The organism is Serratia sp. LACPHL-BACT-2024-00286 (assembly GCF_043109535.1).
Taxonomy (GTDB): Bacteria; Pseudomonadota; Gammaproteobacteria; order Enterobacterales; family Enterobacteriaceae; genus Serratia; species Serratia sarumanii.
Window position 1 is genome coordinate 110,811 of the sequence record NZ_JBICNA010000002.1, and the last position, 18,600, is coordinate 129,410.

Annotated in this window: 19 protein-coding genes; 8 read left to right on the top strand and 11 right to left on the bottom strand. The window is 61.9% G+C overall.

The annotated features are described in order from the left end of the window. Window positions 1-219 precede the first annotated feature (219 nt). Window positions 220-1,020, top strand: coding sequence for an alpha/beta fold hydrolase (locus ACF8MC_RS07055; RefSeq protein ID WP_080335407.1), 801 nt, complete (start codon window positions 220-222; stop codon window positions 1,018-1,020). A gap of 28 nt (window positions 1,021-1,048) precedes the next feature. Here the strand turns inward: ACF8MC_RS07055 and ACF8MC_RS07060 are convergent, their stop codons facing one another. From ACF8MC_RS07060 to ACF8MC_RS07080, 5 genes are all read right to left on the bottom strand, one after another. Further along, window positions 1,049-1,774, bottom strand: a complete 726-nt coding sequence (locus tag ACF8MC_RS07060; RefSeq protein WP_080435335.1) for a substrate-binding domain-containing protein — start codon at window positions 1,772-1,774, stop codon at window positions 1,049-1,051. Next, window positions 1,767-2,546: an ABC transporter ATP-binding protein gene (locus tag ACF8MC_RS07065; RefSeq protein ID WP_049212827.1), complete on the bottom strand. Its 780-nt coding sequence runs from the start codon at window positions 2,544-2,546 to the stop codon at window positions 1,767-1,769. Before ACF8MC_RS07065 ends, ACF8MC_RS07060 begins: the two co-directional genes overlap by 8 nt. Continuing rightward, entirely contained in the window at window positions 2,539-3,540 is a 1,002-nt protein-coding gene (locus ACF8MC_RS07070; protein ID WP_033647040.1) for an iron ABC transporter permease, read from the bottom strand. Before ACF8MC_RS07070 ends, ACF8MC_RS07065 begins: the two co-directional genes overlap by 8 nt. Further along, the gene (locus tag ACF8MC_RS07075; RefSeq protein ID WP_033647041.1) at window positions 3,537-4,586 is read right to left on the bottom strand and encodes an ABC transporter substrate-binding protein; all 1,050 of its coding nucleotides are present in this window, start codon (window positions 4,584-4,586) and stop codon (window positions 3,537-3,539) included. Before ACF8MC_RS07075 ends, ACF8MC_RS07070 begins: the two co-directional genes overlap by 4 nt. Before the next feature lie 186 nt (window positions 4,587-4,772). After that, window positions 4,773-5,165 (bottom strand): hypothetical protein, encoded by a 393-nt coding sequence (locus ACF8MC_RS07080; protein ID WP_033647042.1) that lies wholly within the window; start codon window positions 5,163-5,165, stop codon window positions 4,773-4,775. Window positions 5,166-5,545: 380 nt separating this feature from the next. Between ACF8MC_RS07080 and ACF8MC_RS07085 the strand changes: the two genes are divergently transcribed. Both ACF8MC_RS07085 and ACF8MC_RS07090 read left to right on the top strand, forming a co-directional pair. Next, window positions 5,546-5,866, top strand: coding sequence for a methyltransferase dimerization domain-containing protein (locus ACF8MC_RS07085; protein WP_050438918.1), 321 nt, complete (start codon window positions 5,546-5,548; stop codon window positions 5,864-5,866). Next, a complete protein-coding gene (locus tag ACF8MC_RS07090; protein ID WP_230120453.1) occupies window positions 5,866-6,009 on the top strand; it encodes a hypothetical protein in 144 nt (47 codons plus the stop codon). Before ACF8MC_RS07085 ends, ACF8MC_RS07090 begins: the two co-directional genes overlap by 1 nt. Here the strand turns inward: ACF8MC_RS07090 and ACF8MC_RS07095 are convergent. The 3 genes from ACF8MC_RS07095 to ACF8MC_RS07105 form a co-directional block, all read right to left on the bottom strand. Further along, complete coding sequence (locus tag ACF8MC_RS07095) at window positions 6,006-6,929, bottom strand: PEP phosphonomutase (RefSeq protein WP_033637556.1); 924 nt, start codon at window positions 6,927-6,929, stop codon at window positions 6,006-6,008. The genes ACF8MC_RS07090 and ACF8MC_RS07095 overlap by 4 nt on opposite strands. A 75-nt stretch (window positions 6,930-7,004) precedes the next feature. Further along, complete coding sequence (bglX, locus tag ACF8MC_RS07100; protein WP_060425513.1) at window positions 7,005-9,302, bottom strand: beta-glucosidase BglX; 2,298 nt, start codon at window positions 9,300-9,302, stop codon at window positions 7,005-7,007. 112 nt (window positions 9,303-9,414) lie between these two features. Further along, window positions 9,415-10,335 carry a LysR substrate-binding domain-containing protein gene (locus ACF8MC_RS07105; protein WP_033653469.1) on the bottom strand — a complete coding sequence of 307 codons (921 nt, stop codon included), beginning with the start codon at window positions 10,333-10,335 and terminating at the stop codon, window positions 9,415-9,417. A 118-nt stretch (window positions 10,336-10,453) separates the two neighbouring features. Here ACF8MC_RS07105 and ACF8MC_RS07110 point away from each other — a divergent pair, with 118 nt between their 5' ends. Both ACF8MC_RS07110 and ACF8MC_RS07115 read left to right on the top strand, forming a co-directional pair. Next, window positions 10,454-11,608 (top strand): pyridoxal phosphate-dependent aminotransferase, encoded by a 1,155-nt coding sequence (locus ACF8MC_RS07110; RefSeq protein ID WP_164104693.1) that lies wholly within the window; start codon window positions 10,454-10,456, stop codon window positions 11,606-11,608. A gap of 34 nt (window positions 11,609-11,642) precedes the next feature. Further along, on the top strand, window positions 11,643-12,422 hold the full coding sequence (locus tag ACF8MC_RS07115) for an ABC transporter substrate-binding protein (RefSeq protein ID WP_130042675.1): 780 nt from the start codon (window positions 11,643-11,645) through the stop codon (window positions 12,420-12,422). A 34-nt stretch (window positions 12,423-12,456) separates the two neighbouring features. Here the strand turns inward: ACF8MC_RS07115 and ddlA are convergent, their stop codons facing one another. Then, window positions 12,457-13,560, bottom strand: a complete 1,104-nt coding sequence (ddlA, locus tag ACF8MC_RS07120) for a D-alanine--D-alanine ligase (protein ID WP_033637551.1) — start codon at window positions 13,558-13,560, stop codon at window positions 12,457-12,459. Between the two features lie 168 nt (window positions 13,561-13,728). Here ddlA and ACF8MC_RS07125 point away from each other — a divergent pair, with 168 nt between their 5' ends. The 3 genes from ACF8MC_RS07125 (at window position 13,729) to dld (ending at window position 16,555) form a co-directional block, all read left to right on the top strand. Further along, the gene (locus ACF8MC_RS07125) at window positions 13,729-13,932 is read left to right on the top strand and encodes a ParD-like family protein (RefSeq protein WP_006324220.1); all 204 of its coding nucleotides are present in this window, start codon (window positions 13,729-13,731) and stop codon (window positions 13,930-13,932) included. Continuing rightward, entirely contained in the window at window positions 13,929-14,723 is a 795-nt protein-coding gene (map, locus tag ACF8MC_RS07130; protein WP_079656308.1) for a type I methionyl aminopeptidase, read from the top strand. Before ACF8MC_RS07125 ends, map begins: the two co-directional genes overlap by 4 nt. Window positions 14,724-14,848: 125 nt before the next feature. Then, a complete protein-coding gene (gene dld / locus ACF8MC_RS07135) occupies window positions 14,849-16,555 on the top strand; it encodes a D-lactate dehydrogenase (protein ID WP_164104692.1) in 1,707 nt (568 codons plus the stop codon). 72 nt (window positions 16,556-16,627) lie between these two features. Here the strand turns inward: dld and ACF8MC_RS07140 are convergent, their stop codons facing one another. Both ACF8MC_RS07140 and ACF8MC_RS07145 read right to left on the bottom strand, forming a co-directional pair. Continuing rightward, complete coding sequence (locus tag ACF8MC_RS07140; RefSeq protein WP_033647054.1) at window positions 16,628-17,635, bottom strand: iron ABC transporter permease; 1,008 nt, start codon at window positions 17,633-17,635, stop codon at window positions 16,628-16,630. Continuing rightward, entirely contained in the window at window positions 17,632-18,588 is a 957-nt protein-coding gene (locus ACF8MC_RS07145; protein WP_164037423.1) for an ABC transporter substrate-binding protein, read from the bottom strand. Before ACF8MC_RS07145 ends, ACF8MC_RS07140 begins: the two co-directional genes overlap by 4 nt. Window positions 18,589-18,600 lie beyond the last annotated feature (12 nt).

Genomic DNA, 18,600 nt, shown 5'->3' on the forward strand with positions numbered 1-18,600 from the left:
CTATTCCATCTTGAAAGGAGCGCCAGCATAAACCAAGGCGCTTATCGTCACCAGAATATTATCCTTAGCGTTACCTTTCATTGACGTCTTGTTATCAAGAGAAATTAAAAATAAGGATTTACCTAAGTAATTTAAGGTAAATTAATACCGCAGGTTGAATATGAGTGTGATATAAGCAGCCGGACTCTCTTTATATAAGGAACCGATAAGATGCCAACGATGGGCAAATCCCTGCATTATCTCGACGTGGGCTCAGGCTTTCCGTTGCTGCTGGGCCACAGCTATCTGTTCGATCTGAACATGTGGGCGCCGCAGTTTGAAGCGCTGGCGAAACGCTACCGCCTGATCGTGCCGGATCTCTGGGGCCACGGCGACTCACCGGCGCTGCCGACCGGGCGAAACAGCCTGTCGGATATCGCCGCCGATCATTTGGCGCTGATGGATCGCTTGGATATTGAAGAGTTCGGCATCGTCGGCCTGTCCGTCGGCGGCATGTGGGGCGCCGAACTGGCGGCGCTGGCGCCGGAACGGGTCAAGGTGCTGGCGCTGATGGACAGCTACCTGGGCGACGAAACGCCGGAGGCGCGGCAGCGTTATATGGGCATGCTGGCCGCCGTGGAGCAAGCCGGCGCCATCACTTCGCCGCTGCTGGAACATGTCGCGTCGCTGTTTTATTCCGATGACGTCCCCGACGCCTTATTGCAATCGCTGTTGTGTCAGCTCCAGAGCCTGCCCGCCGATCGCCTGCGCGAGAGCATCGTACCGCTGGGCCGGATGATCTTCGGTCGCCCCGACAAGCTGGCGCTGCTGGAAAACATCACCGCCGCCAGCATCGTCATCACCGGCGCCCAGGATAAGCCGCGCCCGCCGGCGGAAGGCCAGCGCATGGCGGATCTTCTCGGCTGTCAACATGTGCTGATCCCCAACGCCGGGCATATCAGCAACAAGGAAAACCCGACGGCGGTCAACGAAACCCTGCTGGCGTTTCTGGCTGAAAACACCACCCCGCTGTTCTGGTAACATTCTCCGGGCCGCCAGGCCCGGCGAGTCATTCCGCGCGCCGCATAAACCCGTGTCGGCTCAGGATTTCCTGCCCCTGTTCGCTCAAGATAAATGCGGCTAACCGCTGCGCGCCGTCATCCAACAGGCATAAACCGTAATCCGCCTCGATGTCCAGCGGCGGCGCCAACGGCCGCACCGCCAACGTCGGGTAGGCGGCTAAGGCCGGAGCATAGCTGGCGTAGCCGAGAAAAATATCCGCCTGCCCGCCGGCGATCAGATATTCCGCTGCCAATCGGCCCGCCGGCACCGGGGCAGAATCCCTGCCGCCAACCAACGGCAGCGCCCGGCGGCGCAACGCTTCCCCTTGTCCCGGCCAGTATTGCTCACAGCGTTCGAAAAGCTGCAGCGCATAATCGCCGGAAGGATCTGCCTCCGGTGTCGAGGTAGCAAGGCGCCAGTGGGGATCGAACAGCACCTGCGGCAGCGGACGTTCGGTTAATGCCGGCACGTTGCGTACCGTCACACAGAGCCGATTGCGCGCAAAAATCTGCACCGCCCCCGCTATCCCAAGATCCGCCAACCTTTGCGGGTGCGCCACGTTGGCCGAGGCGAACAGCTGTGGCCGCTCGCCATTCTCTATCCGCTGGCGCAACAACCCCGCCGGGCCGAATTCCGCCGTGACTTTTTGCCCGGCGCGCCGCTGAAACGCCGACAGCAGCGGCGCAAACGCCAGCCGCAGGCTGCCGGCGGAAAACAGCAGGATATCACTCATCATGTCGCTCCAGTTGGCTGCGATACAGCGGCACCAGCGTCGCGTAACGGCGGCCCGCCACCGTCAGCGGCACCCGTTCGATCGCCAGCTCGAACAGGGGTGACAGGGATTGCGCCGTTAACACCTCGCGGCAGGCACCGAGCCGGCTGCGCCCTTCCTTGCCCAACAGCAAAGCCCGATTGGCCACCGCGTGAGCATGATTGGGTTGATGCGTAGAGAACACCACCGCCAACTGCTGCTCCCGCGCCAGGCTCGCCATCAGGCTCAACACCCGATCCTGATAATGCAGATCCAGCGCCGAAGTCGGTTCATCCAGGATCAACACCTCGCAGCGCATCGCCAACGCGCGGGCGATCATCACTAATTGACGTTGACCGCCGGATAGGCTGCCAAACTCGCGCTCTGCCAGGTGCTGCAAATCCAACGACTGCAACGCTTCTCTCGCCAGCCGATGATCCTCGGCTGACGGTGAACGAAACAGGCCGACATGGCGCGCCCGCCCCATCAATACGATATCCAGCACCCGGTAGGCGAACGGCGGCGCAAAGTGTTGCGGGACAAAGCCCATCTCACCGTGGCGCTCAATCTCGCCGGATTGCGGCGTCAGGCTGCCTAACAACAGCTGCAGCAGCGTGCTCTTGCCACGCCCATTCGGGCCCAATACCGCCAGCACTTCGCCGCGCCGTAGCTGAATGTCCAGATGCTGGAACAGCGGTGCCCCGCCCGGCCAGGCGAACCTTACGCCCCTGGCGGCCAATAAGGTGTCAGTCATGCCAGCCTCTCACTTGCGCGCGGCGCAGCAGCAGCGCGAACAGCGGCGCGCCAATCAGCGCGGTCAGAATGCCCAGCGGGATTTCGCTGCTGCTCAGCGTGCGCGCCAAATCGTCGATCACCAGCATGTACAGGGCCCCCAGGCAAAGTGAAGCCGGCAACAGGCGCCGGTGATCCGGCCCCACCAGCCGCCTCGCCACGTGCGGGATCACCAAGCCGACCCAACCGATGCTGCCGCTGACCGCCACCTGGGCGGCCACGATGGCGGCGCACAGCGTCAAAATCAGCCAGCGAGTGCGCTCAACGTTGATGCCCAATGCACCGGCATCCTCATCGCCCAACGACAGCAGATTGATGCGCCAGCGCAGCGCCAACAGCAAGCCGCCGGCCAACAGCAAAGGCACAAACAGCATCAGCAGCTTTTGCCGATCGGCGGTGGCAAAGCTGCCGAGCAGCCAAAACACGATGCTCGGCAGTTTCTCTTCGGTATCCGCCAGATATTGCATCAGGCTGACGCAGGCTGAGAAGAAGCCGCTGAGGATCACCCCCGCCAGTACCAAAGAGAGAATATTGCGCCGCGCAATGGCGCTGGTGAGAGTGAAAATCAACAGCAGCGCCGCCATGCCGAAAACAAAAGCCGACAGCAGCAGCGCCGCCAATGGCAGGCTGAGCAGGATAGCCAGCGTGCCGCCAAAGGCCGCGCCGGACGACACGCCGATGATATGCGGGTCGACCAGCGGGTTGCGAAAGACGCCTTGCAAAGCCGCGCCGCACAGGGCCAGCGCTGCGCCGGCGCCCATCGCCAACAGCACTCGCGGCACGCGCACAACCAGGATCACCTGGCGTTGGATAGCATCGATGCCGGCATAATGCTGCCCGGTGAACGGCTCCAGCAAAATCATCAGGCTGTGCGTTATTGGCACCTGAAAGCGGCCAACGCCGAGCGAAAACAGCGCGCAGCACAGCGTCAACAATGCCAGCCAGCCCAGCCTCATTGCCCGCTCTGGCAGCAGGTGGCGCGGTAATAACGTTGATAGTAAGCGTCGACCCGCTGCTGCAGATTGATATCGGCAAAACGCTGCGGGTAAAGTTTTTTCGCCATCCACAACTCACCCAACGCCATCGCTTCCGGCATTGGATACCCCCAGGCCTTGGCGTACTCCGGCATCAGGTAGACCCGCTTATTCTTCACCGCGTCGATCGGCTGCCACTGCGGTGACGTCAGGATCTGTTTCACCACCTCCGGGTAGCGCTCCTGCACGAAAATCACCGCCGGATCCCACTTCAGGACATCCTCGATAGAAACCTGTTTAAACCCCTGAATGTCCTTCGCCGCTACGTTGAGCGCACCGGCGTGCCGCATCATCAACCCGGTATATTTGCCGGCGCCGTAGGTGGTGAGATCGGGGTTGGCCATATACACCCGCACCCGCTGATTTTCCGGCAGATCGCGCAGCCGTTCGGCGACCAACGCGCGCTGCTGAATGACGTCCTTAATCAGGGCTTCTGCCTGAGGCTGACGCGACATCACCTCGCCGATCAGGCGAATGCCGTCCTGCAGCCCCAGCGTATAGGCCCGATCCTCATCGCTCAGCTGCGGATTCATTTTACCCGCCTGATCGGCCGCCTCGCGGCGCAGCGAGATAGCCACCACCGGAATGCCCGCCCGTTCGATCTGCGCAATCATCTCCGGCGGCGCATAGTTGGCCACGAACACCACCTGCGGATGCAGGCCGAGCAGGCTCTCGATATTCACCGAAGTCAGATCGCCCGGCATCGGCAGGGTTGCCAACGTCGGCGCCAGCCGCAGGTAGTTTGGCCCCAGCTGCTTTTTCCAACTGCTGAGCACACCGACCACCTGAGGCATCGCATCAAGCTGCACCAACAGGTTCAACGTCTGGTGTTGCAGCACCACCGCGCGGGTGATGCGATCGGGCAGCGTGACCTGGCGATTGAGCTGATCGGTGACCTGGCGATCCGCCTGGGCGGCGGTGGAAAACAAAACAAGCGCCAACAGCAGGCGCGGGAGAAAGTTAAACATGGCAGTGACCGGTTGATTATCGTTGTATAGCAAATAATATAGCGATGTGCATGGCGAAACAATCAGCGGGATCAAACCGGATGCGGGTACTCGGGAGGTAAAACGAGGCGTGAATGCGATCCTGGAAGCGGATCCGCCGGTGTGGCGACGGATCCCATCGGCCCTGTAAGGGCGCGTGAAGAAGACTTACTGACCGATAGACGTCAGCCCCTGGCGGATCCCTTCGTCAGCCTGCTGGCACCATGCCTGCAGCCCCTGCGGCGCTTCTTTTTCCAACGCGACCACTTTGCCGTCGTCGTTCAGCACATTGCCTTCTCGGCCCATCGCTTCGCGCTTGTCGCCGTCGCGGGTGTCGACGCCGCCGGGAATAGCCGCCACGTAGGCCACCATTTTCTTGGCGTTGTCGATGCTGTCGGCTTTCAGGAAACCTTTATCGACACAGTAGGACATCAACCCGGCGGTATTGCGCGTGATGTCATAGACGTTTTTCAATGCGGCAGGATCCATCCCTTCAGCGTTAGCGGTGTTGAACAGGCCCAGAGTCGCGGCAATCATGCCGGTCAGAATGTTTTTTTTCATTGTTAACTCGTTTTAATAATGAATTATTTAATTTTTAATTATTCACAAATACAGTGTGAATATCGGTACGGTATAATGGCGGCCTAGATTAACACAACCCTAATGCATTAATAGCGGTGATTAAGTTAAGCCTCAATAAAATAAAAACGCATGCCGGGGTAATAATCTCCGCCCGCTGTCATTTTTGCACGTTCGGCATTGGCCGCGCTCAATTCATAGTAAAAATAATCTCACCCAGGAATTATTTACAACGGAAGCGTTGGCCTGCGGTCAATTGCGTGCCCCTCTTTGCCAAAACCACCGGCGTGGCATAGCCTGTTAAGATGTGTCATGCCTTAGTGGAAGGGGATTCACATGAATCATGCCGTCCGGCCGCCGCAATGCGACGAAAACCCCTTCTCGATATCACGATGAATTTATATCTCTATCCGGCGGTGCTTATCGCGCATCGCCTGGGCATCTTTGAGTTTATTGCTCTGCCCCCCCGCAACCTGACCGATATATGCGCTCAGGCCAATGTGGAAAGACGCCCGGCGGAAACGTTGATCATGGCGCTATTGGCATTGAAATTGATCGCTAGAGACGGCGAAACATTTCATCTTACGCCGGAAGCGGAACCCTTTTTGTTAAAAAAACCGCATTATTTCGGTTATTTCTGGAACTTGATCAGCAGCCTTTGGCCGCCGCGGGATGCGGCCTGATGATGATGGGATGGACGCAGGGCCGCCAATACTCCGGCAGGGAAATCGGCGACCTGCTGCACGACGTCGGCTTCGGGCCTGCTCAGGTGCTGCCGTCGCTCGGCTATTTCAGCATCGTGACGGCGCAAAAGCCCCAGGCTTAGCGGTTCACCGAGCGCGCCATGCGGCTGTAGGTGTGGCGCACACCGCGAATCGCCACGCTGTAAGCGAAGATGTTTTCCGGCAGCGCCAGCCCCAGATAGCCGGTATCGCCGATATGGTGCAGATCCGCGCCGGCCATTTTGCTCATCAGCGCAATCTGCCGCACGGTCTGCACGTCGGCCCCCTCTTGCGAGGTGCCGATCGCCGTCATTGCCAGCGCGCCCTGCCGCTGCGCATAAGCAATCAGCGCCGCCACTTTCTCCTGCGACATGCCGGGAATGGTGCCGGGCGCCGGCAACAGCACGATGTCCGCGCCGTTCTCCACGAACAGCGCGATGTCCTGCTCGCCGATCAGCTGGCTGCCGCTTTCGCGCACGATACCGGCCCCGTGCATCTTGCCGGTCACCAGCACCATCTCGTCGCCCACCTCATCACGGATCGCTTTCAGCGCGGCGGCGATCGCCTGATTGCTGACGCCGTTGTTCGGGTTGCCGGTCAGCACCAGCATGCGCGCGCCGAGTTGATACAGCTTGCGCGCATTCTCGGCGGTGGCGGCACGCCCCGCCGTCATCTGCCAGAAATCGTTATGTTCGGTGGCGAAGGCCGGATCGACGGCCTCCAGGTTCACCCCGATCACCCGTCCGGTCAGGCGCTGCAGCGTGCGCAGCGCTTCCTGTGGCGGCACGTCGGCGGGCAGGCCTGCGATGTGCGGATGGTCGACGTCGAACAGGTTCAGCAGCAGCAGGTCGGCGCCCTGGCTGGCAGCCAGCTCGGCGTTGGTGACGTTATTGAGCAGCGGCTGAGTGACCGCGATGGTTTCGCTGACCAAGATGCGCCCTTCGCTGGCGCGGATGGCATAGAGCAGATCGGCTTTGCCGATATCGGCCAGATCGCTGGCGCTGCAGTCCAGATAGCGTTTCATGAGGCAAGCTCCGATGACGTTAGCGGGAATGAATAGATGCCCCCTCGCTCAGCGCGGCGAACGAGGGGGACAGGGTTACTTCAGCGTAAAGCTTTGCGCCTGCACGTTGTCGGAGTCCAGGCCGACGAACACGTTGAATTTGCCCGGCTCCGCCCCCCATTTCAGGCTGGCGTTGTAGAACTTCAGATCGTCTTCGCTAATCGGCAGCTCAACCTGCTGCGACTGGCCGGCCTTCAGCGTCACTTTCTTGAAGTTGCGCAGCTCTTTCACCGGCCGGCTGACCGAGGCGGTCACGTCCTGCAGATACAGCTGCACCACCGTGGCGCCGTCGTACTTGCCGGTATTTTTCAGCGTGACGCTGGCGGTTAGCTTGCCGTTGCGCGCCATCGTCGGGCTGGACAATGTCAGGTCCGACAGGCTGAAAGTGGTGTAGCTCAGGCCGTAACCGAACGGATACAGCGGGCCGTTCGGCGAATCGAAGTAGCGCGAGGTGTACTTACCCGGATTCTCCTTGCCGAACGGGCGGCCGGTGTTCAGGTGGTTGTAGTACATCGGGATCTGGCCGACCGAGCGCGGGAAGGTCATCGGCAGCTTGCCCGACGGGTTGTAGTCGCCGAACAGCACGTCCGCCACCGCGTTGCCGCCCTCGGTGCCGCTGTACCAGGTTTCCAGCATCGCGTCCGCCTGCTCGCTCTCCCAGCTCAGCGCCAGCGGCCGGCCGTTCATCAGCACCAGCACCAGCGGCTTGCCGGTGGCTTTCAGCGCGGCGATCAGATCGCGCTGGCTCTGCGGGATCGTGATGTCGGCGCGGCTGGAGGCCTCATGCGCCATGCCCTGCGATTCCCCCACCACCGCCACCACCACGTCGGCCTTGTTCGCCGCCTGCACCGCTTCGTCGATCATCTGCTGCGGCGAACGGGTGTCGAACGCCACCGCCGGCTCATACTCGTTCAGGTAGTCGATGATGCCTTTATCCTGCGTGACGTTGGCGCCCTTGGCGTAAAGAATGCGCGCCTTGTCGCCCACCGCCCGCTCCAGCCCTTCGCGCAGGGTCACCGACTGCTTGACCACCCCGGCGGCGGACCAGCTGCCCATCACGTCGCGCTGGCTGTCGGCCATCGGCCCGACCAACGCGATGGTCGCCTGCTTGCTCAGCGGCAGCGTCTGCTTATCGTTCTTCAGCAGCACCATCGTTTTGCGTGCCACCACCCGCGCCTCGGCGCGGTGCAGGCGGCTTTCGGCGTTGGTGTCCTGCGGATCGGCACCCGCCGGGCCCAGATGCACATACGGATCGGTGAACAGCCCCATGTCGTACTTGGTGTTCAGCACGTCGCGGCAGGCGCGGTCGATATCGCTTTCAGCCACCAGCCCGTCTTTCACCAGGCCCGGCAGGTATTTGTCGTAGAACTCGTCGCTCATGCTCATGTCGACACCGGAGGTGATTGCCAGCCGCACCGCGTCGCGCGCGTCGGCGGCCACGCCGTGTTTAATCAGTTCTTTGATTGCGCCGTGGTCGCTGATGGTGATGCCTTTAAAGCCCCACTGGTCGCGCAGCAGATCTTTCAGCAGCCACGGGTTGGCGGTGGCCGGCACGCCGTTGATCGCGTTGAGCGACACCATCACCCCGCCGCTGCCGGCATCCACCGCCGCTTTATAAGGCGGCAAATAGTCCTGATGCATGCGCAGCGGGCTCATGTCGACGGTGTTGTAATCGCGGCCGCCTTCGACGGCGCCGTACAGCGCAAAGTGCTTGACGCTGGCCATCACCGAACCGGGTTTGGCCGGGTCGCCGTTCTGGAAACCGTCGACCATCACCCTGGCGATTTTCGACACCAGCCAGGTGTCTTCGCCGAAGCCTTCGGAGACCCGGCCCCAGCGCGGATCGCGGGTGATATCGACCATCGGCGCAAAGGTCATGTTCAGGCCGTCGTCGCTGGCCTCCTGCGCCGCCACCCGGGCGCTGAGCGCGATGGCTTCCAGATCGAAGCTGGCCGCCAGCCCCAGGCTGATCGGGAACACGGTGCGCTGACCGTGCACCACGTCATAGGCGAAGAACAACGGAATTTTCAGGCGGCTGAGCTGCATCGCCTGATCCTGCATCACCCGGATATCCGGCCGGGTAACGGTATTGAAGATGGCGCCGATCTGCCCTTTGCGGATGCCCTCGCGGATCGCTTCTTTCGGGTTATCCGGCCCGACGCTGATCAGCCGCAGCTGGCCGATCTTCTCTTCCAGCGTCATCTGCTTCATCAAATTGGACACGAAGGCGTCGCGCTGCTGGGCGTGCATGCCCTGCGTTATCGGCGTTTCCTGCGCAAAAGCCGGGCTGAGGGCCAGACCGGACAACATACTCACCACACAAAGCCATTTCATCTTGTTTTATCTCAGGCGTGTTTCCGCCGCCAACGCCGCGGAGTTTAATCGGAGTGAAGAAACAGTTTGCCACACTCTGTTTCATCGCCAAGGGAATTCGCATCGTTAATGTTTACAAAGCATTACAGGTTATCGGCAGGTAATTCTGCAGCCGGGCGCGGCTGTCGGCGGCCTCCGCCGTCAGGAAATCGATAAACTGCGCCAGCGCCGGCGATGGCGCCCCGCGTTCAGGATAGACCAAATAATAGGCCGCGCCGCTGCTGACGCAGAGCGGGAACGGCGTGACGATACGCCGCGCCTGAATATCCTCCTCCAGCAGGCACAGATCGCCGATGGCGATGCCAAACCCTTGCAGTGCGGCGCTCATCGCCAGATCGAGGGTATCGAAATGCTGAGCCTTGCCGGACGGCAGCGCATCGGCCCCCGCCGCCTTCAGCCAGCGCAGCCAGTCGCGCCGATCGCGCGTCGGGTGCAGCAGGGTTTTGTCCGTCAAGTCCGCCAGCCGGGGCGTTGGCGGCAGGAACGTCGGCGTGCAGACCGGCGTGAGGATTTCGTCGAACAGCAGGTGCGCGCTCAGCTTTTTGCCCGGCGGCCGGCCGAATACCACCGCGGCGTCAAATTGCTCGGTGCTGAAATCCAGACCGTGCGACACCGAAGCGGTCAGCTCAATATGCATGTCCGGCCGTTCATTCTGCAGGCGAATGATGCGCGGCAGCACCCAGCGCATGGCGCAGGTCGGGCATTTGATGCGCAGCGCCCCCGGCGGGGCGGCGGCCCGCGTCAGCGCCTCGTCCAACTGCCCCAGCGCCTGCTGCACCGGCGCCAACAGCTGCGCGCCCTGCGGCGTCAGCGCCAAACCGCGCGCCTGGCGGCTGAACAGCGGATAGCCCAGGCGCTGTTCCAGCCCGAGGATTTGCCGGCTGACCGCCCCCTGCGTCAGGTGCAGCTGCCGGGCGGCATGGGTAAAGTTGAGGCGTTGCGCCACCACCACGAAGGTTTTCAACACGTCGAGCGACGGCAGGGATATCGGCATAGCTGGCCTCGATTAGGTATGATCGTAGTGCATGGCAAGTATGACAAACTTTCCCTTGTCCGCCTACGCCGGCTGATGCTTAATCGCTCAACACTTCCCTGTTTGCCTGGAGCCCATCATGCAGAGCGCCTGCTCATCCCGCTCGAAGCTGCCGGACGTCGGCACCACCATTTTCACCGTCATTGGCCAACTCAGCGCCGAACATCAGGCCCTCAATCTGTCACAGGGCGCGCCCAACTTCGCCGGTGACCCGCAGCTGATCGAGGCGACGACGCAAGCCATGCGCGCAGGTCATAACCAATACGCGCCGATGAGCGGCGTGGCGGCGTTACGTGCTGCTCTGGCGGAAAAAGCTGAACGATTGTATGGCACACGCTATGACGCCGACGAAGAAATCACGGTGATCGCCAGCGCCAGCGAAGGGTTGTACTCGGCGATTAGCGCGCTGGTGCATCCCGGCGACGAGGTGATCTATTTCGAACCGGCGTTCGACAGCTATGCGCCGATCGTGCGCCTGCAGGGCGCCACGCCGGTGGCGATCAAGCTGTCGTTGCAGGATTTTCGCGTCGACTGGGACGAAGTGGCCGCCGCCATCAACGGCAAAACGCGCATGATCATCGTCAACACGCCGCACAACCCGACCGGCGCGGTGTTTGACGCGCACGACATCGAACGTCTGACCGCCCTGACCCGCGACACCGACATCGTGATCCTGTCCGACGAGGTCTACGAGCACGTGGTGTTCGACGGCGATATTCACCACAGCATGGCGCGCTACCCGCAGCTGGCGGAACGCAGCGTGATCGTGTCGTCGTTCGGTAAAACCTACCACGTCACCGGCTGGCGCGTCGGCTACTGCCTGGCGCCGGCGGCGCTGATGGACGAGATCCGCAAGGTGCACCAGTTTATGGTGTTCTCCGCCGATACGCCGATGCAGCACGCCTTCGCCGCCGCGCTCGCCAACCCGCAGAGCTACCTGGGGCTGGCGGCGTTTTATCAACAAAAGCGCGATCTGCTGGCCAGCGCCCTGCAGGATTCGCGCTTTGAGCTGCTGCCCAGCCGCGGCAGCTTCTTCATGCTGGCCCGCTTTAGCGGCTTCAGTCACGAAAGCGACAATGATTTCGCCGTGCGCTTGATCCGCGAAGCGAAGGTGGCGACGATCCCGCTGTCGGCGTTCTACAGTGACGGCACCGATACCGGCATTATCCGGCTGAGTTTTTCCAAAGATAACGAGACCCTGCTGGAAGGCGCGCGCCGCCTGAGCCAGGTGTGATTTTTTGTCCAACCATGGGAAAGGGGCACTGCCTATGAAAGCATTGAAAACGCTGTTCGCCGCCGGATGCCTGCTGGCCGCCGGCGCTTCGCTGGCGGCGGAAAACAGCCTGCGCTTCGGCCTGGAAGCGCTGTATCCGCCGTTCGAATCCAAATCCGCCAGCGGCAAACTGGAAGGGTTCGACATCGAACTGGGCGACGCGGTGTGCGCCGCCGCGCAGTTGCAATGCAGCTGGGTGGAAACCTCGTTCGACAGCCTGATCCCGGCGCTGCAGGCGCGCAAGTTCGACGCCATCAACTCGGCGATGAACGTGACCGAACAGCGGCGCCAGGCGATCGCCTTCACCGACGCCATCTATCAGGTGCCGAACCGCCTGATCGCCAAGGCCAGCAGCGGCCTGCTGCCGGACGCCAAATCGCTGGCGGGCAAACACGTGGGCGTGCTGCAAGGATCGATTCAGGAGATTTACGCCAAAACCCATTGGGCGCCGGCGGGCGTGGACGTGGTGTCTTATCAGGATCAAAATCAGGTTTACCTCGATCTGGCGGCCGGTCGGCTCGACGCCACGCTGGTGATGGCGCCGTCGGGGCAAAGCGGCTTCCTGTCGCAGCCGGACGGCAAAGGCTTCGCCTTCGTCGGCGAGGCGGTGCGCGACGACAAAATCCTCGGTGAAGGTATCGCCTTCGGCCTGCGTAAAGGGGATGAGGCGCTGAAGAAAAAACTGGATGCCGCCATCGCCAAAGTGAAACAGCAAGGCACGGTGACGGCGCTGTCGAAGAAGTATTTCGGCGATATCGATGTGACGGTGAAGTGAGAGACGGGGGCGGCACCGCCGCCCCCTGCCGCGATTAGCGATCGAACACCGAGCTGTTCAGCGCGCGATCCTGCTGGTGGCGCTCCAGCGCCAATTCGATCAGGCGCGTGATCAGCGCCTGATAGCTGACGCCGCTGGCGGCCCACAGCTTGGGATACATGCTGATGTTGGTGAAGCCCGGCAGCGTGTTGATTTCGTTGATCACCACCTGGTTGTCCGGCGTCAGGAACACATCCACCCGCGCCAGCCCGAAGCACTCCAGCGCGCGGAACGCCTTCAGCGCCACCTCGCGGATGTGGTCGCTCACTTCCGGCGCGATTGCCGCCGGCACCACCACCTGAGCGCCCTGCTCATTGATGTATTTGGTGTCGTAAGAATAGAAGGCGTCGCTCAGCACGATCTCGCCGCACACGCTGGCCTGCGGATCGTCGTTGCCCAGCACCGCGCACTCGATCTCGCGGCCGACGATCGCCGACTCCACCAGCACCTTGTGATCGAAGCTGAAGGCCAGCGATACCGCCGCGTCGAACTCGGCGCGGTTTTCCACCTTGCTGACCCCGACCGACGAGCCCTGGTTGGCCGGCTTGACGAACAGCGGCAGGCCGAGGCGCTCGCTCAGTTGCTCAAACGTGAATCCGGCGCGGTTGGCGCGGGTCAGGGTGACGAACGGCGCCACCGCCAGCCCGGCGTCGCGCAGCAGGCGCTTGGTCACGTCTTTATCCATGCTGACCGCCGAGCCGAGCACGCCGGCGCCGACGAACGGCATATTGGCCATGCGCAGCAGCCCCTGCAGCGAGCCGTCCTCCCCCAGCGTGCCGTGCACGATCGGGAAGATGACGTCGAGCTGGCCCAACGCGCCGGCGCTGCCCGCTTCGATCAGCTGCTGTTTTTCCTGGCCCGGGATCAGCGCCACGTTCTTGTTCGAGCGGTTCAGCGCGATCAGCGCCGGGTTCTCGGCGTTGAGCAGGTAGTTGGAGGCGTCGTTGATGTGCCACTGCCCCTGTTTGTCGATCCCCAGCAGCGTGACGTCAAACTTCTCTTTGTCGATTGCATCCACAATGTTTTTGGCCGACTGCAGCGACACCTCATGCTCCGCCGATTTACCGCCAAAAATCACCCCAACACGTAGTTTAGTCACGCCTTAAATCCTTCTGAAAAATCATGGCAAAAAAGTCGTTTATCACAATAAACGCATTGCCTGGCGGCGGCAATCGTTGTTGCCAGAATCTTCTTACGCCACAGAATGCCACATCGCGACCATCCTAAACGTATACACTTCGTATATCGTTCACTTAGGGAGACGCCGATGGGCATCGTAAAAATTTCAGACGCGCTGCATGACGATCTGCGCCTCGCCAGCCTGACCATGACGCGTTCGATCAACGCGCAGGCCGAGTACTGGATCAAGATCGGCATGCTGGCGGAGTTCCATCCGGAACTGACCTACCCGCAGCTGGTAAAAAAAATGATGAAAGATAACGCGCTGACGCTGAAGGAGATTGTCGGGTGAAACAGATTGTGATTAAAACGCCGGAAGAGATTGCCAAAATGCGCCATTCCGGCGCCCTGCTGGCGAAAGTGTTTGCTATGCTCGATGAGGTCATCGTCGAAGGCATCTCCACCATGGAGATCAACGACCGCGCCGAGGCGTTTATCGTCGAGGAGCTGAAGTCGCGCCCGGCCAGCAAGGGGCAGTATGATTTCCCCTATGTGCTCAACACCTCAATCGACGACGTGGTGTGCCACGGGGTGCCGTCGGCCAGCAAAATCCTGCGTTCCGGCATGATCGTCAACGTGGACATCACGCTGGAAAACGGCGGCTACATCGCCGACTCCAGCAAGATGTACTGCATCGGCCAGGTGACGCCGCTGGCCAAACGGCTGGTGAACAACGTCTATGAATCGATGTGGCAGGGCATTCGCGCGGTGAAACCGGGCGCCACCCTGGGGGATATCGGCCATGCCGTCCAGCGGCACGCCGAGCAGGCCGGCTACAGCATCGTGCGGGAGTATTGCGGCCACGGCATCGGCCGCGATATGCATGAAGAGCCGGCGGTATTGCACTACGGTCAACCCGGCAGCGGTATGGTGCTGCAGGAAGGCATGGTGTTCACCATCGAGCCGATGATCAACCAGGGCGACCGCCGCATCAAGCAGAAGAAAGACGGCTGGACGGTGGTGACGCGCGACAAAAAACTGTCGGCGCAGTGGGAGCACACCGTGGCGGTCACCGCCGACGGTGTGGAGATCCTGACGCTGCGCGACGAAGAGCGCCGGGCCGGCTACGCCGAGCGTTACTAAACCCACAGGCCATTAGCCTGGCAAGCTGATAGCTTAATAAGTTATTTAATTGATAACCTCTTAGCTTATATGCGGCACTCCGGCGCCGCGGTTAAAGCGACGGGGATGACAGGGAGACAGACAGCATGCAGTCAGGCAATCAGGCGTTTATCAATCAGCTCAAGGACATCGTCGGCGGCCCGCAGTTGTTGACCGGCGATCGCAACACCGAGCGGTATCGCAAGGGGTTCCGCTCCGGCGAAGGCCAGGCGCTGGCGGTGGTGTTTCCCACCAGCCTGCTGCAGCTGTGGCGCATTTTGCAGGCCTGCGTGGCCGCCGACAAAATCGTCATCATGCAGGCCGCCAATACCGGCCTGACCGAAGGATCGACCCCCAGCGGCAACGACTATGATCGCGACATCGTCATCGTCAGCACCCTGCGCCTCGACCATATTCAGGTGCTGGACAACGGCAAGCAGGTGGTCGGCTTCCCCGGCAGCACCCTGCACCACCTCGAGAAATTGCTCAAACCCTACGGCCGCGAACCGCATTCGGTGATCGGTTCCTCCTGTATCGGCGCCTCGGTGATCGGCGGCGTGTGCAACAACTCCGGCGGCTCGCTGGTGAAACGCGGCCCGGCCTATACCGAAATGGCGCTGTACGCCCAGCTAGGGGAAGACGGCCAACTGCGCCTGGTGAATCATTTGGGCATCCGCCTCGGCGACACGCCGGAAGAGATCCTCACCCGGCTGGAAAAAGGCGACTATCGCCCGACCGACGTCGAATACGGCGAGCTGCGCGCCTCGGATAACGAGTACGCCAGCCGGGTGCGCGACGTCGATGCCGACACCCCTTCCCGCTTTAACGCCGACAAACGCCGCCTGTTCGAGGCCTCCGGCTGCGCCGGCAAGCTGGCGGTGTTCGCGGTGCGGCTCGACACCTTCGAAAAAGAAGGCAAAGAGCAGGTGTTCTATATCGGCACCAACGACACCGCGGTGCTGACCGAGCTGCGCCGCCACATGCTGAGCCAGTTCGACAACCTGCCGGTGGCCGGTGAGTACATGCACCGCGATATCTTCGACATCGCCGAGGTGTACGGCAAAGACACCTTCATGATGATCGACAAGCTCGGCACCGATCAGATGCCGCGCTTCTTCACCCTGAAAGGCCGTATGGACGCCAGCCTCAACAAGCTGCCGCTGCTGCCGCACAACCTGACCGACCGGCTGATGCAGGGCCTGAGCCATCTGGCGCCGAGCCACCTGCCGAAGCGCATGAAGGAATACCGCGAACGTTTCGAACATCACCTGCTGCTGAAGATGGCCGGCCCCGGCGTAGACGAAGCGCAGCGCTACCTGACCGAGTACTTCGCCCAGGCCGAAGGCGCTTTCTTCGCCTGCACGCCTGACGAAGGCAAAAAGGCCTTCCTGCACCGCTTCGCCGCCGCCGGCGCCGCCGTGCGCTACCATGCGGTGCACGCCGACAAGGTGGAAGATATTCTGGCGCTGGATATCGCCCTGCGCCGCAACGACACCGACTGGTTTGAAACGCTGCCGCCGGAAATCGACAGCCAGCTGGTGCATAAGCTGTATTACGGCCACTTTATGTGCCACGTCTTCCATCAGGACTACGTGGTGAAAAAAGGCGTCGACAGCCACGCGCTGAAAGAAAAGATGCTCGAGATCCTCAACCGGCGCGGCGCCGAGTACCCGGCGGAGCATAACGTCGGCCACCTGTATCACGCCAAACCGGATCTGCAGGCGTTCTACCGCGCCGCCGATCCGACCAACAGCTTCAACCCCGGCATCGGCAAAACCAGCAAACGCAAAGGCTGGGCCGAAGGCCCCCGCTAAGACCGCCCGATTGGCCCGCCGCCGCACCCGGCGCGGGCTTTTGATAGACGACTTTATCTTCGCGGGGGGCGTTCACCGCTCCGCGCGCAGCAGCAAGGACACAATGAACGCGCCCCCCAGCCCCGCCGTAATGATGCCGATGGGCAGTTCCTGATTGGGGATCAGGCTGCGGCTGAGCATGTCACCGCCGGTCAGCAACATCGCCCCCAGCATGCCGCACATCGGCACGGACAATCGGTGGCGCACGCCCACCAGGCGCCGGGCCAGATAAGGCACCATCAGCCCGACAAAGCCGATCACGCCCGTCAGCGAAACGAGAAACGCCGTGGACAGTGCGCAGCACAGAAAGGTCTCGGTGCGCAGCCGCGCCACGTTGACCCCCATCGAATGGGCGGTTTGCTCGCCCGCCAGCAGCGCGTCCAGCGCCCGCCAACGCAGCGCCGTAAACCCGGCCAGCAGCACGAAACTCACCAGCGGAATGAACAGATTATCCCAACGCGCCAGCCCCAGCCCACCGAGCGACCAGAACAACACCGAACCGGCCGCCCGCTGATCGCCGGAAAAAACCAGGTAGCTGGTGAGCGCGCTAAACAAAAATGAGACCGCCAGGCCGCAGACGATCAGCTGCTCGGCGCGCCTGACCCGGCTGACGCGAAACAGGATCATCACCGCCAATGCGGACAAAACGCCGCCGACGAAAGCGGACAGCGGCAACGTCAGTACGCCCAGCGCATCGCCGAAGCGCGTGATGACCAGCACCGCGCCGGCGGAGGCGCCGGAGGAGAGCCCAAACAAAAAAGGATCGGCCAGCTCATTGCGGGTGGTGGTCTGCAGCAGCGCGCCGGTCATCGCCAGTCCGGCGCCGGTTAACGCCGCCAACAAAGCCCTGGGCACCCGCAGCTGCACGACGATGGTGTCCAGCATGCCGGAAAGCGGCGCCGAACCGAGCCCTAACGCCGCAAACGCCTGCCGCCATGACAGCGCGACGCTGCCCAGCTGCAGGCTCCAGATCATTAACCCGCACAATACCGACAGCGCCAACGGCGCGAGCAGCATAAACCGCCGGGTCGGCGAGTTCATTCAGCCTCCGGCGCGTACAGCGCCCGCGCCAGCTTTTCCACTGCGCCGATGTTGGCCGGCCCCGGCGTCAGCTCCGCATACTGCAGTTTCAGATAGCGGTGGTGCCGTACGGCAGGCGTCAATTTCATCAACGGGTGAGACTCGAGGAAGCGCCGCAGCGCATCGGCGCCCGAACCGGTCTGGTAATCCAGCAGAATAATGAAATCGGGCTCTGCCGCCGCTACCGCCTCCCAGGACGCCGTCGTCCAGCTCGCCGGCAAACCGTCCATCACGTTGCGGCCGCCCGCCGCTTCGATGATCGCCGTCGGCATAGCGTATTTGCCGCTGGTGAAAGGCTTCTCCTCCCCCGAGTCATAGACGAACACCTTGAGCGGCGCCTGGCCCGCTGGCCTGGCGGGAAGCGTAGCCAACCGGCGCTGCCAACCCTCAACCAGCGCGGCGGCCTCTTGCTGCTTGCCGAAAATCTTGCCGAGTTTTAGCTCATCGTCATACAGCAGGTTCATATCGGCCTTCTGCGGCCGCCCGCCGGCCTGTACGCAGCTCTCGCTCAGCACCAGCGTTTTGATGCCGAACGGGGCGAGCTTCTCCGGCGTGACGTCGCCGCCGATCTTCATGCCGTAATTCCAGCCGGCGAAGAAGAAATCCGGCTGCGCCGCCAGCAACGTTTCCAAAGCGGGATATTTCGGCGCCAGTTCGGGAATGGCGCCCATCGCCGCCTTGAAGTCGGGCGTCAGTTTGTACCAGCCGGTGATACCGGTCAGCCCGACAATGCGATCCTGCAGATGCAGTGCAAAGGCCATCTCGGCCATGTTGATGTCGTTGATGACGGCGCGCTGCGGCGCCTGGTTGAAGGTGACCGGCACACCGCAGCTTTCTACGGTGACGGGAAAATGTTCAGCCGCCGCCGACCTGGCGGCCAGCAGCAGAAGCAGGATGAATACGCGTGTGTTCATGTTTATCTCTGG

Bases quoted from the DNA above. Each gene is read 5' to 3' on its own strand.
- ACF8MC_RS07075 (WP_033647041.1), bottom strand. From the start codon at position 4,586: ATGTTTAACTTTCTCCCGCGCCTGCTGTTGGCGCTTGTTTTGTTTTCC.
- ACF8MC_RS07090 (WP_230120453.1), top strand. From the start codon at position 5,866: ATGATGATGGGATGGACGCAGGGCCGCCAATACTCCGGCAGGGAAATC.
- ACF8MC_RS07070 (WP_033647040.1), bottom strand. From the start codon at position 3,540: ATGAGGCTGGGCTGGCTGGCATTGTTGACGCTGTGCTGCGCGCTGTTT.
- ACF8MC_RS07055 (WP_080335407.1), top strand. From the start codon at position 220: ATGGGCAAATCCCTGCATTATCTCGACGTGGGCTCAGGCTTTCCGTTG.
- ACF8MC_RS07125 (WP_006324220.1), top strand. From the start codon at position 13,729: ATGGGCATCGTAAAAATTTCAGACGCGCTGCATGACGATCTGCGCCTC.
- ACF8MC_RS07145 (WP_164037423.1), bottom strand. From the start codon at position 18,588: ATGAACACACGCGTATTCATCCTGCTTCTGCTGCTGGCCGCCAGGTCG.
- dld (WP_164104692.1), top strand. From the start codon at position 14,849: ATGCAGTCAGGCAATCAGGCGTTTATCAATCAGCTCAAGGACATCGTC.
- ACF8MC_RS07110 (WP_164104693.1), top strand. From the start codon at position 10,454: ATGCAGAGCGCCTGCTCATCCCGCTCGAAGCTGCCGGACGTCGGCACC.
- ACF8MC_RS07060 (WP_080435335.1), bottom strand. From the start codon at position 1,774: ATGAGTGATATCCTGCTGTTTTCCGCCGGCAGCCTGCGGCTGGCGTTT.
- ACF8MC_RS07140 (WP_033647054.1), bottom strand. From the start codon at position 17,635: ATGAACTCGCCGACCCGGCGGTTTATGCTGCTCGCGCCGTTGGCGCTG.
- ACF8MC_RS07105 (WP_033653469.1), bottom strand. From the start codon at position 10,335: ATGCCGATATCCCTGCCGTCGCTCGACGTGTTGAAAACCTTCGTGGTG.
- bglX (WP_060425513.1), bottom strand. From the start codon at position 9,302: ATGAAATGGCTTTGTGTGGTGAGTATGTTGTCCGGTCTGGCCCTCAGC.
- ACF8MC_RS07095 (WP_033637556.1), bottom strand. From the start codon at position 6,929: ATGAAACGCTATCTGGACTGCAGCGCCAGCGATCTGGCCGATATCGGC.
- ACF8MC_RS07085 (WP_050438918.1), top strand. From the start codon at position 5,546: ATGCGACGAAAACCCCTTCTCGATATCACGATGAATTTATATCTCTAT.
- ACF8MC_RS07080 (WP_033647042.1), bottom strand. From the start codon at position 5,165: ATGAAAAAAAACATTCTGACCGGCATGATTGCCGCGACTCTGGGCCTG.
- ACF8MC_RS07065 (WP_049212827.1), bottom strand. From the start codon at position 2,546: ATGACTGACACCTTATTGGCCGCCAGGGGCGTAAGGTTCGCCTGGCCG.
- ACF8MC_RS07115 (WP_130042675.1), top strand. From the start codon at position 11,643: ATGAAAGCATTGAAAACGCTGTTCGCCGCCGGATGCCTGCTGGCCGCC.